Raw genomic sequence first — 15633 nt, 5'->3', positions numbered from 1 at the left:
CTCGAATTTAATCGAGTGCCTTTTTTTAATTTAATTTTCAGCTTTAATTTTACCTGTCTTACAATAAAATAACTCTAAAATGTCTTCAGGAATTATTGTCATTTTTTTGTTAGGAGTATTTTCATAAAATGTAATTGTTACAGTATATATTTGATTAATAAAAAATTCTATTGAAGAAGTGTCTATAAATACCTCTAAATCCAACTTGTCTGCTTCATCGAGTATTTCAATATCCCTGCTATAAGAATTTTTTTCTTCACCATTTATTTTAAGACCGAATTGTCCACGAGATACTGAGAATATTTTTTTAAAAGCATCATAACTTATTTCTAAACAATTATGTTCTTCATTTCCATAATTTAAAGTAAATGATTTATTATTTTTAGTACTAATTATAAAATTATAGTAGTTCTGATTCAAATTGGAATCAGAAACTACGTATTCCTCTTCTAATATCAAATTTTTCTTTTCATTTACTAAGACTATACTTTTATAAATTTCGTCAGCAGGCATTTGAGAGAGTTTATCATTTTTTATGCTTAACTTCCTAGGTAAAGTCATAGATCCTGCCCATCCATGTCCTAAATCATCTGTGGGAATGTTTCTTTTCCACATTTGCATCCACGCAATCATAATATTTTCGCCATTTTTATTTTTACAAGTTTGGGGAGCGTAAAAATCCAATCCCGAATCAATTTCTTGATATTTCTCAACAGTAAACGTTCCGGATTCCCAGTTTACATTTCCTATGAATGCTACTGTAGAATTGATGTTTTTATACTGATATTGAGTTTCTTCAAATTCTATAGGTGAAACCAACAGAACATCTTTGTCTCCTATTCTAATTAAATCTGGGCATTCCCACATAATTCCTTGTTTTTCTTCGCCTTTTAACAGGACTGATTTGAATCTCCAATCTATCAAATCTTTAGATTCAAAAAGTAAAATTTGTCCAGTAGAATCTTGTGTTTTCGCAGCCACAACCATATAGTACGTATTCTCATACTGGAAAACTTTTGGATCTCTAAAATCTTCTACTGTAGCAATCCCCTTAATCATTTCTCCATCTATTATTGGATTTAAGGGACTCTTAACAAAATTGATACCATCTTTTGAAGTAGCCAAGCATTGTACTTGTGTTACTCGATTATTAACTTCTACATGTCCTGTATAAAATAAATATAACTCCCCGTCTTTTTCAATCGCGCTGCCAGAAAAACAACCATTTTGATCGTATGGCTCACTCGGTGCCAATGCAACAGGCAGATGTTCCCAGTTTATCAAATCATTCGATTTAGCATGCCCCCAGTGCATAGGTCCCCATACACTGTCATAAGGATAGTATTGATAAAAAAGATGGTAACTGTCATTGTAATATATAAAACCATTTGGGTCATTAATCCATCCAACTTGTGCCATTAAATGATAGTGATTTCGATAAGTACTATCTACTTTGTCTAATTTTTCTTGTATAAACGCATTTGCTTTTTTTATTTGTTGTTCCATCAATATTTCCTCCAAATTATAATAAATTTATTTAATACCTGTTCCTGATCCACCCAAGCCTTGGAGAATATATTTTTGAGCCACAATATAAACTATGATTAACGGAATTGTAGAAAGAGTCAGCACAGCCATAACTTGATTAATCAGAACAGGTTGGGTTGTATTGATTGTCGTAATTGCAACTTGAATAGAAAATTTACTACGATCAGTTAATACCATTAAAGGCCAAATGTAATCATTCCAACTACCTATAAATGACAATACGCCTACAGTAGCGATAGCAGGTTTAGACATTGGTAACATAATTTTGAAAAAAATCGTTAGTATATTTGCACCGTCTAACTTAGCTGATTCAATTATTTCATCTGGAATTGCAATAAAAAAATTGCGGAATAAATAGATATTAAACACACTGGCCATAGCCGGCAAAATTACAGCAATTCTATGATTAACCAACCCTAAATTATTTATAATAGTAAATTGGGGAATCAAAACAGTTTCCATAGGAATGATTAGTAATGCTAATAAAAAACCAAAAATAATTTTTTTCCCCTTAAAATTAACTTTGGCAAATGCAAAACCTGCCAAAGAATTTACTATAATTGAGCCTGTTGCAAATGTCAGACCGTAAAATATGCTATTTAACATATAAGTCGCAACGCTAAAACGTTCAACAACTTCTTGGTATGTTTTGAACCAATTAACTGGATTAAAGCTGGGTAAAAATGCTTTGAAACTGGTTAAATTGTTATATACGTCAGCTTCTGGTTTCATTGAAGAAACTACCATCCATAACATTGGAAAGATAAATAACGCAGCTAATAAAAATAGTAGAATATATTCAATAAACATCAATATATTTGATTTTTTCATTATTATTTATCCTCCTTAACCAATTTTCTTTGGGCAATCGTAATCAAGCCTATCATTGTGGTAAAAATTAAAGCTATTGAACTTGAATAGCCCACCATGCGGTCGGTAAATCCCGTTTGATATATATAATAAACCATCGTCATTGTTGAGTTCATAGGCCCACCTTGTGTCATAAACATTGGTTGGACTAGTAATTTAAATGCTGATATCAAAGTAGTCAAAAGAACAAAAATCGCTGTTGGTTTTAATAGTGGCATTGTAATATAACGGAATTGTTGAAATTTGGAAAAACCATCGATTTCTGCAGCTTCATAAACATCTTGAGGAATATTTTGCATCCCTCCTAGAAGGAGTAACATCTGGTATCCCGCTCCTTGCCATGCTGAAACAAACACGATAGTATACATAGCCTGTTTAGGACTAGTAAGAAATGGTTGAGAAGAAATTCCTATTCTGTTGAATAACATATTAATTAGACCTTCATTAGGATTTAATAAATATAACCATAAAATTGAAATAACTACTAAGGACATAACTACTGGTGCAAAAAAAGCTATTTTAAAAAATAAATTTCCTTTTCTTTTTTTGTTAATAATTAAAGCCATTCCTAGCGCTGCTCCTAATTGTAATGGAATAATACAAATTACAAATTTAGAAGTATTCCATATACTCTTTATAAAAATAGGATCAGAAAACAAACGTTTAAAGTTCTCGAAACCGATAAATTGTCTTTGATCGGGTGTCAACAAATAATAATCTGTAAAAGAATAATAAATCACCATTCCTACAGGTATAATCAAAAATGTACCTAATAAAATTAAAGCAGGTGCTAGAAAACTATATCCAATAATATTTTCTTTGAATGCAGCTTTTCTTTCCATAATGTTTCCCCCTATCAAAAAGGGTACTATAGGCTTAGCACCCTTTTTAGTATTTTTATTTTTTCAGTGAACTATCAATAGCTTGTTGCATTTCTTTAGCCCGTGCATCCGCTACCTTAGAAATATCTGGATTTTCTTTGTAGTAACTGATATCCTGAATAGCTTGTTGAAAAGATCTAGAAACTTGTGGGTATGCGACGACTACTGGACGAGCATGACCAGATTTTTGATTTTGTTCCATTAAAAATTTCATTGGTTCTGAAACTTCATCTTTTATGAGTTCAATTGTAGACTTTCTAATAGGAAGAACACTATTTCCTAGACTCATAATTTTACTAGATTCCGTACTAGTAGCAAATTTAATAAACTCTGCAGAAGCATCTTTTTTCTCTGTTTTTTCTGTCATTGCTAATTGCCAACTGCCTGTTGGTGAGACAAGTTTTTTAGTTTTATCTGAAACAGGATATGGTAAAATTCCATAATTAATGTCTTTGTAATTATTATCTAAATCAGAAATTACCCAAGATCCACTTAGTAACATAGGATATTTTCCAGTTTCGAACCCTTTTTCTATTGGACTGATAGTTGTATAACCATTTTTTACCACATCTTGTATAAACTTAAGAGCTTCTTCCGAGTTATCACTATTGAAATGTCCTTCCGCTTTAGTTCCTTCTTTATTTACAACATCTCCATCGTTTGACCAAATAAATGGCGTGTAAGCATATGTCAACATTTCATCTTTAGAAGCCAACTGCATATCAATCGCAGGTGTTTTAAATTTATCTACTAATTTTTTACTAATATTTTCAAATTCTGACCAAGTCCAAGGGTTATCCAAAGTAGGTAAGTCTTCATCTTTGATTCCTGCTTCCTTAAACATATCTTTGTTATAATAAACTCCTACATTTGATTCTGAAAAACCAAAAGCATACATTTTACCATCATAAGTTCCTTGCTGGATGATACTGTCTAAAACGTCATCCATGTCTGCATCTTTTAAATAATCATCTAATGGAGCAATTACTTTTGAATGTGCGTATGCTGCTGTATTTGGACCGTCCAAAGTTATAACATCTGGTAAACTATTAGTAGTAATAGCCGCGTTTACTTTGTCTTCGTAACCTCCACCACTTCCACTTCGAGGAATATATTCTGTGGATGCTTTATATTTACCATCATATTCTTTATTAAAATTATCCACAATCTCTTGCCAAGCTTTTCCTTCAGGAGTTTCATCAGAAAATTGTACCCATACCTTAATTTCATTATCTGCGCCGCTACTATCATTACCACTCGAACCACATGCTGTTAACCCACCTAAAGTTAATGCTAATAATGCTCCAAATCCAAAAATTTTCTTATACATAATTTCTCCTCCTTTTCGGAAACGTTTCCAAAAAAATATAAATAAAAAAACGGAAACGTTTCAATTCCAAATTTATATTATCATTGTTAGCGTTTTCAGTCAATAGCAAAAATAAAAAAAGTTAGACTTTCATCTAACTTTTCGTAGACCATCCATCATGGTAAGAAACTGGTAGTGTTATTCGTTGTGGCTCATTATCAGAATAAACGATTCCCATTATCAATTTTACTGCTTCCTTGGCCATTTCACTAATAGGTTGAACGATTGTAGAAACTAAATATTCTTTGTCTTCAGCTATTTTTATTCCATCAAAACCAATAACTTGTATATCTTCTGGAATTTTTTTTCCTAGTTTGATTAAACATTTAATGACATCCAACGCCATGAAATCATTGACTGTAAAAATACCGTCAATACTTGAATTTTTCGAAATAAACTCTTCAACATGGTCTTCTAAGTTTATTATAGGTTCCGGCATGTCTAGAACAGATAATTTTATGTCTTGCATTTTTATATATTCATAAAAACCTAACTTTCTTTTATTTGTTTCGTTAGGATAAGGTGAAGTTCCTCCAATATATGCTAAGTGTTTTGATCCTTTCAAAATAAGTTGTTTGGCTGCTATTTTCCCACCCTCGTAATTATCTGCTGTTACATATGAGATCGCTTCCGAGAAATGTCTGTCTATACTAACGAAAGGCAGATTAGATGAAACATATTTATCAATATCCGAATACGTAATACCTATTATTCCATCTACCTTAGATTGTCTTACCATCTGCAAGTACTCTTTTTCTTTATCATTGCTTCCATCTGCATTACAAAGAAATAGCTTATAATTATTTTTTGATAGTTCTTCCTCAACATAATAAGCAAATTCTGAAAAAAATGGATGCCATATCGTAGGAATTATTAATGCTATTGTATTTGATTTATTCGTCTTCAAACCTCTGGCATAATGATCTGGTACATAACCTAATTCATCGATTGCATTCATCACTTTCTTATACGTGCCATCTTTAACTTTGACATTATTTATTACTCTGGAAACTGTCCCCACCCCTACTCCAGCTAAAGCAGCGACATCTTTCATAGTTGCCTTCATAGTCAATCCCCCTTCTGTCATCTTAAAAGTTAAAGATACACGATAAAATGATAAAAAACAAAAATTTTACAATTTCATTATTTTCTCCTAATTACCTTCACTACATCATACCAACAAACACTGATCATCCCAATCAAATACACCAGCACAACTGTGGTAAGGAAAGTGCGGCTAGATTGAAAGGTGAGTAGATCAATGCCAGTAATACCACGATCGTACCACCTAAGATCGTCCAAATAACTTTATCACGAATCAATGTCCAAAATGTTTGAACTGCTAAACGTGTCCGTGGGCTATTGACCTGAACTAAAAATAAATTCGCAATGATCAAAACGACTAATCCCATTGTTCGAGCGATCTCATCGTTTGTTTGATCTTGTTAAACGTGAAGTAAAACATCCCAAACGAAGCTAGTAACTCGCCATCAAATAACTTTTCTTTTGTAAATCCTAGTGTTTCATCATATGCCAACATCGCGATCTCCATTGGATCATATGGATCGCTCTCACTAGCCAAGCCCATTACTTCTGCCAAACGCTCGGTCGAATCGACTGCCCATAAAGACGATACTGTCATTTTGTTTTCAGTGATCGTTCCTGTTTTATCCACCGCTAATACAGAAAGTGCCCCCATCGTCTCAATCGCAAGTAATTTACGGATCAAAGAATGTTTCTTAGCCAAGCGCCAGGCACCCATTGATAAAAAGACCGTCAATACGACTGGAAATTCTTCTGGGATCATTGCCATAGCTAATGTAATTCCTGATAGAACACTTTCAACGATGCGATCGTGCAAAGCTAAATCTGAAGTATTCAAAAATGTGATTCCGGCAACTAAATTCAATAAGATAACTGCTACAATAGCGCAAATCTTCACCAAACGATTGATCTGTCTTTCTAAAGGAGACGGTTGTGCTTTTGCTTCAACTAAATGTTTGCCAATTTTTCCGTATTCTGTGCTAGAACCCGTTTTTTCAACCAGAATCGTTGCACCTCCTGTCGTCACCAAAGTACCTGTATAGACAAAATCTGTCCGCCAATAATCAGTAGTCTCTAAGTATTGTGTCGGTTGTTTCCAAACTGCTTCAGCTTCTCCTGTAAGAGAAGACTCGTCGACACGTAAATCATTGGCTTTTAGGACTACTCCATCTGCTGGTATTTTAACGCCTTCTTCAATAAACATAATATCTCCAGGAACTAGCTCACGACTGAAGATCTCAATGATCTGATCATCACGTTTGACTCGAATTTTAGGTGCAGACAAGTCTTTTAACGCATGTAGTGTTTGATCGGTTTTCCATTCCTGATAAATCTCGATAGTAATGATCACAATAACAAATACGAGCATGATTGCTCCATCTTGTGGTTCTCCCAAAAAAAAAAAGTAAATCAAAGCAGCAACCATTAACAAAACAAACATCGGTTCCATTAAGATATGTAGTATTTTAGAATGAAAAGGTTCTTTTTTTTGTTGTGCCAACTCATTAAATCCAAATTCTATTTGATATTTTTTTACTTCTTCACTCGTTAATCCCATCGCTTTTTGCTCCATCTTCTCCACTCCTTTTTGCTCGTCTTAAAAGCATAACGTGTCTAGAGTGCTTTTACTAGTTACCATACTTTATTTTCATTAAAATTTTATCATTAATTTAACACTTAAATCACATAAAAAGGTTACTTGATTTCTATTTTTGGGTACACCTAAAAAAAGAGCTGTAACACAAGCTACAGCCTCAAATTAAAAACCAAAATATGGATATAAAAATAAGAAAATACAGTATATTGAGTAGAGAAAACCAAAGTAAAAAGGCACCTTTTATTTGTGGCACGTAAGTCGTTAATACGCGATACCCAATCAAATTAGCTAAAGAAGCTAGTAAGGTACCCATTCCCCCAATATTCGTTCCGATAACTAGACTATGCGCTTGCGTTGTAAAAGGCGCTAGTAAAAAGGCCGCAGGGACATTACTTATAACCTGGCTAATCAAAGCTGAACTCAACAATGCCGCTTTTGGACTGTGAACCGTCTGCGCTACCCATTGAGCAATTTGAGGTAATGCTTTGAAATTGCCTACGATAATAAAAAAACAAGCGAAAGTCAGCAACAATCGATAGTCGATTTTAAGATAACTTTTTGGAAAACGCCATAACATCAATGCTAATACGATACACACGATCCACCACTGTGACAATATATCCACAACATATAGCAACATAAAAAAAAAGCAAATGAAGGCAGTGATCGTCCCTTGACGTTTCGCTACTGGTTTGACTGTATTCTCTGCAATCGCTTCTTTAGATATCCTAAATAACCCTACACTTAAAATCAAGATCGACAAAAAGGCAAATGGGATCATCCAAGAAAAAAAGATCGGCAACGATAAATGATAATATGAAAACAAAAAAATATTTTGTGGATTTCCTGATGGGAATATGCTACTTCCTAAGTTCGCTGCGACAATGATCCAAATACTGCCTAATACTAATTCCTTTTTTTGTAATCGTTCTTCACAAATCAAATAAAACATTGGCAATAATGTTAAAATCGCAACGTCATTTGTCAGAAACATCGAAGCGATAAAAGACAAGCTGATAAAGTAGAGGAACAGCTGACGTTTCGTATTGGCTAAGCGCAACAATAAGTTAGCGATTCGTTCTAAAATACCTAACTGATTCATTCCCTCGACTACGATCATTAAACCAAATAGTGACAACAAGACTTTACTGTCAATAAAGGCAACATCAAAACGGCCAAATCCAACACTAATCAACGCTAAAATTAACGCAATAAAAAATAACCGATCTTGTGTCAACCAACGAATTTTTGATTTTATCATATATTCTCCTCGATTTCTGTGTAGTTTCTAATAGTTCTCTTTCACTAGATACTAGGTCTTTTTACGTTGGCTATGGTAACATAGGAAGTGAGTGAAAAACAGCTCATTTTTTCTGTAAAAAAACAAAGTATTCTCGCAATACCAAAGATTGATTTACTGATGAAGGAGTCCGATATGTTATCAAAATACAAATTTACCCCTTACTTGATTTTGTTAGGGTGTGCCGTGTTGCTTTCGCTACCGCAACTACTATCACATAATGTGATGTTAGGTGCTGATTATATCTTTCATTATAATCGTTTTTACGAAACCGCGATGCAATTAAAGACCGGAAATTTCAATTATTTTTTATCCATTTTTAGTTTCCAAACAACTGCTCGTATGATCAATGCATTATACGGCCCGGTAATGGCCTACTTACAAGGTCTATTATTATTGATTGCTGGCACTTGGTTTCGCTATCAATTACTAACGAATTTTTTATTATTTTTCTTATCCGGTAGTTCGATGTTCTATTTACTAAAAAAAAGTCATCGTTCAACTGGCACGAGTCTCTTTTTTGCCATTAGCTATATGACAAGTTATGCGATTTTGTATGGTGTCTATCGCCAATCATTTACAAGTTGGGGAGCTGTCGTCTTTCCTTTTGCACTAGTCCCATTAATCAAAATGATCGAAGAGAAAAAAATCGAACCCTTACGTTTGGCAATCGCAATCGCTGTCGTAGCTCAAGTCCATTTTTTTACGAGTTTACTTGTTGTATTGATTTATTTCTTAGCATTTTGCTATGTTCTAACACAAAAAATCGATTGGTTTTTTATACGACAATTAGCACTGTCGATTCTGATTTTCTTGTGCCTGACCGCAAATATTTGGGTCGTCTTTTTGAGTGTCTATCCCCATGATGCGATTCAAGCGCCTTTCGTCAATGCAGATATGTCTTCATATACGATTGATCAATCTAGTCATATCTGGTTAGATTATCCAATGTTTTTCCTAGCCTTTATCGTCTTACAATGGTTATTGTATTTAAGACAAATCAAATCTTTACCAAAAATCACACACGTCTTAGTTTGGATGAGTGCATTCTTTCTTTTCCTATCGACGTCGATTTTACCTTGGAGTTATTTTGTTGAACAAAAGATCCCATTTGTGACCTTAATTCAGTTTCCATTTCGTTTCTTTGTTCCGTTTATCGTACTCCTCTTTTTATCTCTTGCTTACTTGCTTGATCGCACAAAAATCCACACGTTGTGGTCTTGGAAAATTTTAGGTGTCTTGCTTTGCCTGATCAGTTTAACAAACGCGATTCAAGGAACCATGAAACAACTGGATAAATGGGATCAGTTAACGACCAAAGATATTTTAAGTAAACATACATTTGTAACTACACAAGATATCAATGAGATCAAAGAAAGTTTTTACACACGAGATCTAAATCAAATGTTAGGCTTCATCATCAAGTCAACACCAGATTATTTGCCAACTGAAAAAGAAAATATCGGAAATCGCTATAACGAATATGAAAAGCATATTTTATTCAATCCATTTACTTTCTCAAGTGTTGCGCAAAAAAACGGGGAATTGATCGTAACGTGGCAAGCAAAACAAGAAGCACTCGTTACCTTACCTTTAATTAATTACGCGCATACGACATTACAATTAAATGGTCACACCGTGGAAAGTGACATCGACCATGAAGCGATTTTACATTTAGTAACCGTAACACAACAAACCGGTACGAATACCTTGATCGTAGGTTACCATTATGCACTATATGTGTTGGTCGGATTATGGTTAACATTTTTTAGCTGGTTAGCTTTATTGGTCTTAGGAATAGGAAAACTTAAAAAAAGAATCTAAAAAAAATGGTGATCCAGAAGTTCTGGGTCACCATTTTTTGGGTTGTTTCAATGCACGCAAACTATTGACTAATACAAGTAAGGTACTCCCTTCATGCATGATTACACTTGATGTGATGTTTGAAATTTCTAAAAGATTTAAAAGAAGTAAAAGTACCACGATCGCCATCGAAAACCAAATATTTTGCCAACTGATTCGATCGACTTTTCGAGCAATTTGATGTGCTAAACCAATTTTTTCAAGCTGATTGTCCATAATGACCATATCTGCTACTTCGATCGCCACATCTGTCCCTTCTCCCATCGCAATCCCCACGTCTGCTGTCACTAAAGCTGGTGCATCGTTGATTCCGTCTCCTACCATTGCCACACGACCAAAAGATTGTTTTAAGCTTGAAACGACGTCAGCTTTTTGTGCTGGCAATACTTCACTTTGAACGTCATCAATCCCTAATCTTTGACTGATTGCAACAGCTGTAAGTTGAGCGTCACCAGTAATCATTTGTAAATGGATATGTTGATCTTTGAAATAACGGAGGACTTCTTTCGTTTGAGGATTCAATTCATCTTCAAAGGCGATGCTTCCGATCACTTCTTTATTTTTCACCAAGTAGACGACAGTTTTTCCAGCTGCTCGCCAAGCATTCGTTTGTTCATGAAACAGTGTTGCTACAAAGAGACTAGGCTTGCCGATTTGATAACTTGTATTCCCAATCGTAGCGTGTACGCCTTGACCGACCTGTTGTGTCACCTGCACTTCTTTGTGTGCTGATTTAGGAATAGAGTTCTTGAAATGATGTACAAATGCGCGTGCTAGCGGATGCGTCGTTTGTCGTTCCATCTCGTAAAATATTGCTAGATCGTCCATTGAAACAGCTGCTAACTCAACATCGCTTACTCGCAATGTACCACTAGTCAACGTGCCAGTCTTATCAAATCCAATCGCCTTGATTTCTGCAAAGTCTGCTAGTCGATCTCCACCTTTGATCAATACACCTTTTTTAGCTAGAGCCGAGATCCCAGCAAGTGTAGCTGGAATAACACTAACTGCTAAAGCACATGGAGAAGAGCCAATCAAAAAGACAATCGTCCGATATAAACTCTCACGAACTGTCCAATCTAAACCAAATACTCCTACTAAAAAGAAAACGGGCAAGAGTGCTAAAATCAAATTGACATATTTTGGTTCGATTTGTTTAATCCGACTCGCTTTTTTCGACAAGGAGGTTTGGGAGTGCTCTACTACTTGTAGAATTTTTGCAAATACCGTTTCAGAATAAATTTTTGTGACCTCAATCACTAGCATATTGCCTTGGTTCAACGTACTGCCGAATACTTCATCGCCAGGAAATTTATCTTTTGGTAAACTTTCTCCATTAATATTGGCTTCTTGGACGCTACTTTCTCCTCTTACGATCAGCCCGTCTGTAGGGATTTGTTCTCCTGAAAATACTTCTATTTGCTCCCCGACACTTAATAAATCAACATCGACTAAAGTTCCAGTAGCGAAAATTCGTGCTTTTTGAGGCTTTAGTGTCAATAAATGCGTCAACTCTTTTTGACTTTTTGCTTCTGTGTATTCTTCTAGAAAATGTGCTCCAGCAAAAATCAAGATCAATAAAGCTGATTTGATTCTTCAAACTGACCAATCAGAATCGAGCCTAATGCAGCTAATGCCATTAACAAATGGATATTTGGAACCAAGTGTTTCTCATGAAGCGAATGATACACGGTTTCTAGAATCCCTTCAAAAATGACATGATATCCTGATAACAAGACACTAGCTAAAAAAAAGAACCAAGTCGCTTGAGTAAAGATCAATTGGCTTATCAGACCTAAGCCAAAACTGATCAGACCAATCAAATAAAGAAGTGTCGCTCGTTGTTCATTGTGCTCATGTGTGTGCTCGTGCATGATTACTCCTCCAAACTTGAATTATTTTTCATATGTTTTTATATTCATATTATAAAACGATTACGATACGTTGTAAAGTCAAATCAAAAAAGAGATGTGACAAAAATTCGTCACATCTCCTAAAAAATGAATAAACAGTATTCCCAAAATAGACCTGTCAAAAATAAGCCAAAATCTTACCGAATTAAATAAAACAATTATTGGTAAGATTTCAGCTTATTTCTTGTAGCTGCTACTTTTACTACAGCTGCTTGTGTTATTCTGAGACCGTCGCGATCACTTCGATTTCAACTTTAGCGTTTAATGGCAATGTGTTTACCGCATACGTGCTTCTTGCCGGATACGGTTCACTAAAGTAGATGGCATATAGTTCATTGATGGTCGTAAAGTCAGCCATATCCGCTAACAGTACAGTCGTTTTCACAATATCTGTCAAACTAGCACCTTCTGATGCTAAGATTCGTTTGACATTTTCAATTGCCGTGGACAATTGTTTTTCAACACCACCAACCAATTGATTGGTTTGGGGATCGATCCCTAGTTGACCCGATACAAATAATAAAGAACCTGCTCGTCGTACTAAAGAATACGGTCCGACTGGTTGAACTAATTTTTCTGACATACTACTTCACTCCATTCTTTCGATCTTCCCTTTAGTATACGTGAGAAAAGAAGAAAGCAACACTATTTTTTTAGTTTAATCTGTAAAAAAAGTTTTACGTTTCTCATATTTTGCAAGCCAGATAAACAATAGAACATCGATGATCAAAACTACAAAAATAAAGAAGAAAGCAGAATGAAATCCAGTAAACTGATTTTTTGAAGTATCGCTCGCCACAATCGCTGCCACAATCGATGTCCCCACAGCTCCTGCAAATTGCTGCAATGTATTAAATAGTGCATTCCCGTCAGCTTGATCTTTAAGAGATAATTGCTGTAGACCATTTGTCATGATATTTGGCATACTGATCGACATTCCAAAGGTAAAGAAAATATAGATCCCTGCTAAACCAAAACTCGTACTTTGACTTAATAAAAACACGAACAATCCGCCACCGATCATTTGTAGGATCAGACCTGTTGCGATTGGTTTTTTAGCACCAAAACGATCATACAAAATCCCACCTACCGGAGCTAATAATGCCCCTACGAACGCTCCTGGAAACATCGTAACTCCTGATACAAATGACGATTCATGAAGGACAATCTGAACCATATTCGGAATCAAAAATGAAAAAGATAGTACTGCAAATTGGCCGATAAAATACTGTCCTAAATGCAAGTTGAAATCTAAACGTTTGAATAGACGTAGTTGTAAAATCGGTTGGGCTTGTTTTTTATAATGAACGAGCGCCAAAATACTACCGACAATAACGAGTGCGATATACATCACGATTTGGCTGCCTAAATGTTGAAATTCTGTAAAAATCATGATCATACCGATCAGGACGATTGAAATGTAGATCCAACCTAAACCATCAAATTTAGGTTTTGATGGTGCTGTTTTTTGTTCAATCGTATACATCCCTAGAATATAAGCTAAAACTAATATCGGGATGATCAAATAAAATACTGCCCGCCATCCTAAGCTATCGACTAAGATTCCTCCATAAGTCGGTCCGATTGCAGGTGCGATTGCTGTAATAAAGTTCCCGATCCCCATCAATAACCCAATTTTTTTACGTGGGGCTTGTTCTAAAATAATATTAAACATCATCGGTAAGCTGATCCCCGTACCGACTCCTTGTAAAACACGTCCGATAATCAAGATCGGTAGTGTGGGCGCAATGACATCGACGACTAAGCCTCCAATAAAAAAGAGTGCTGCTGTCGTGAATAATTGTTTGAGTAAAAAACGCCGTTTCAGATAAGCAGATAACGGCATCATCACTGCTAGCATCAATAGATAAGCCGTTGTCAACCACTGTAATTGTGATAATGGTGCATCGAATAATTCCATCAATCTTGGGAAAGTCACATTCATCGCAGTCTCAATCAACACTCCTGCAAATGAAAAGATTCCGGTCGCTAAAATGGCGAGTACTAATTTTTTACTTATTTTTTCCAACGTACGTTCCCCCTTTTTCGTCTATAGATGATCGACCAATTTTTGGGATAGCGCTAAAGAACCACTTTCGTATACAAAGCGTCCTTTATTCGTTTTCTCACTTTTTAAATAGAGCGCTTTCTAAATCTAACCATCTGTTTGATTTAGGTCGCTTATTTTAGAAAAGCTTCTGGTTTCTTTGTATCGCCATAACTGAAGCCCTGTCAACTAAAGTTCGTACATGGACCATTCTAAATAGTTCCAATTGTGAAGTCAATCAAAAAAAAGAAGGCGAAATATTCTCACATTTCGGCCCTTCTTTATTATTTCTCACATTCTTTTAAATACTCATCAAGATAAGTCAAAAATTTTTGTGCCAATTCACTAAATTGATGGTTATTCTTTTTGATCAAAATCAATTCATTTTGGTCTTCGTTTTCTAGCGGAATCAATACGATCCCTTGTCGCTCTGGATACTTCACAAGCCCTGAGCCTGATCCATAAGCTAATGTTTCATGCAAGATTCCAACTAGGGTAGCACGATCGGTCGTATGGATCACTTGATTTGCATCAAAAAAGTCTAAAATATCTTCAGAAAAATAGGTATAATGATTCTCTTCTTGAGTGAAACGAACTTGAGGATACGGCTCTAAGTCTGCTACAGTAAGGCTTTTCTTATGACTTAAAGGATGAGTTTCGCTTAAAAAGATATGGGTTTGAAAGACACCTAATGTCTCATAACACATATCCCCGCTTTCAATAATCCGGACTAACGCTCTTCGATTGCGTTCATTGAAATATAAAATACCCAATTCGCTGCGAAAATGTTCGACTTCTTGAATAATATTCATCGTCGTATTTTCATAAATGCGAAAATTTGTATAATCCGGAAATTCTTTGATCAATCGACTCACGACATGAGATAAGAAATCATAGTGTTGGCTTGCGATCGAAAAATGATGCGCTCGTTTTTCAGGTGACAAAAAGCGCGTTTCTAATAAATTGACTTGCGAGAGTACTTGTTGTGCGTATTGTAAAAAATCTTTTCCCGTTGTGGTCAAAAATGCACCATGATTCGTACGTTCGAATAAAGAAATACCAATTTCAGTTTCTAATTCTTTAATCGCATGCGACAAACTGGGTTGAGAAATATATAATTTTTTAGCTGCTTCACGAAAACTTCCATTATTTGCAATCGCAACGACATAGCGCATTTGTTGGATATTCATCTTATTGCTCC

The 15633-nt window shown here is 35.1% G+C and carries 14 protein-coding genes; 1 reads left to right on the top strand and 13 read right to left on the bottom strand.

Annotated features, from left to right (window positions below; genetic code table 11):
- Positions 1–30 precede the first annotated feature (30 nt).
- The 8 genes from ACWOEC_RS08605 to ACWOEC_RS08570 all read right to left on the bottom strand — a co-directional run bounded on the left by ACWOEC_RS08605 (position 31) and on the right by ACWOEC_RS08570 (position 8570).
- Positions 31–1506 carry a glycoside hydrolase family 32 protein gene (locus ACWOEC_RS08605; protein ID WP_455307436.1) on the bottom strand — a complete coding sequence of 492 codons (1476 nt, stop codon included), beginning with the start codon at positions 1504–1506 and terminating at the stop codon, positions 31–33.
- 27 nt (positions 1507–1533) lie between these two features.
- Complete coding sequence (locus ACWOEC_RS08600) at positions 1534–2379, bottom strand: carbohydrate ABC transporter permease (protein ID WP_455307434.1); 846 nt, start codon at positions 2377–2379, stop codon at positions 1534–1536.
- Between the two features lie 2 nt (positions 2380–2381).
- Positions 2382–3260: a carbohydrate ABC transporter permease gene (locus ACWOEC_RS08595; protein WP_455307432.1), complete on the bottom strand. Its 879-nt coding sequence runs from the start codon at positions 3258–3260 to the stop codon at positions 2382–2384.
- Positions 3261–3315: 55 nt separating this feature from the next.
- Positions 3316–4629 carry an ABC transporter substrate-binding protein gene (locus tag ACWOEC_RS08590; RefSeq protein ID WP_455307430.1) on the bottom strand — a complete coding sequence of 438 codons (1314 nt, stop codon included), beginning with the start codon at positions 4627–4629 and terminating at the stop codon, positions 3316–3318.
- Positions 4630–4762: 133 nt separating this feature from the next.
- Entirely contained in the window at positions 4763–5734 is a 972-nt protein-coding gene (locus ACWOEC_RS08585; protein ID WP_455307428.1) for a LacI family DNA-binding transcriptional regulator, read from the bottom strand.
- Positions 5735–5867: 133 nt separating this feature from the next.
- Positions 5868–6080: a hypothetical protein gene (locus ACWOEC_RS08580; RefSeq protein ID WP_455307426.1), complete on the bottom strand. Its 213-nt coding sequence runs from the start codon at positions 6078–6080 to the stop codon at positions 5868–5870.
- Positions 6071–7285 carry an HAD-IC family P-type ATPase gene (locus tag ACWOEC_RS08575; protein WP_455307424.1) on the bottom strand — a complete coding sequence of 405 codons (1215 nt, stop codon included), beginning with the start codon at positions 7283–7285 and terminating at the stop codon, positions 6071–6073. Before ACWOEC_RS08575 ends, ACWOEC_RS08580 begins: the two co-directional genes overlap by 10 nt.
- 181 nt (positions 7286–7466) lie before the next feature.
- A complete protein-coding gene (locus ACWOEC_RS08570) occupies positions 7467–8570 on the bottom strand; it encodes an SLC13 family permease (RefSeq protein ID WP_455307422.1) in 1104 nt (367 codons plus the stop codon).
- A gap of 174 nt (positions 8571–8744) precedes the next feature.
- Here ACWOEC_RS08570 and ACWOEC_RS08565 point away from each other — a divergent pair, with 174 nt between their 5' ends.
- Positions 8745–10433: a hypothetical protein gene (locus tag ACWOEC_RS08565; protein WP_455307420.1), complete on the top strand. Its 1689-nt coding sequence runs from the start codon at positions 8745–8747 to the stop codon at positions 10431–10433.
- Positions 10434–10460: 27 nt separating this feature from the next.
- Here the strand turns inward: ACWOEC_RS08565 and ACWOEC_RS08560 are convergent, their stop codons facing one another.
- From ACWOEC_RS08560 to ACWOEC_RS08540, 5 genes are all read right to left on the bottom strand, one after another.
- A complete protein-coding gene (locus ACWOEC_RS08560; RefSeq protein WP_455307418.1) occupies positions 10461–12050 on the bottom strand; it encodes a heavy metal translocating P-type ATPase in 1590 nt (529 codons plus the stop codon).
- Positions 12047–12346: a hypothetical protein gene (locus ACWOEC_RS08555; RefSeq protein WP_455307416.1), complete on the bottom strand. Its 300-nt coding sequence runs from the start codon at positions 12344–12346 to the stop codon at positions 12047–12049. Before ACWOEC_RS08555 ends, ACWOEC_RS08560 begins: the two co-directional genes overlap by 4 nt.
- A 256-nt stretch (positions 12347–12602) precedes the next feature.
- Positions 12603–12968 (bottom strand): Rid family detoxifying hydrolase, encoded by a 366-nt coding sequence (locus ACWOEC_RS08550; protein ID WP_455307414.1) that lies wholly within the window; start codon positions 12966–12968, stop codon positions 12603–12605.
- Positions 12969–13043: 75 nt separating this feature from the next.
- Entirely contained in the window at positions 13044–14414 is a 1371-nt protein-coding gene (locus ACWOEC_RS08545) for an MFS transporter (protein ID WP_455307412.1), read from the bottom strand.
- A gap of 302 nt (positions 14415–14716) precedes the next feature.
- Entirely contained in the window at positions 14717–15622 is a 906-nt protein-coding gene (locus ACWOEC_RS08540) for a LysR family transcriptional regulator (RefSeq protein WP_297076201.1), read from the bottom strand.
- Positions 15623–15633: the final 11 nt, after the last annotated feature.

The organism is Enterococcus bulliens, from assembly GCF_053761865.1.
The sequence above is the reverse complement of the archived record's forward strand: the minus strand, read 5'-3'. Positions and strand labels throughout refer to the sequence as shown.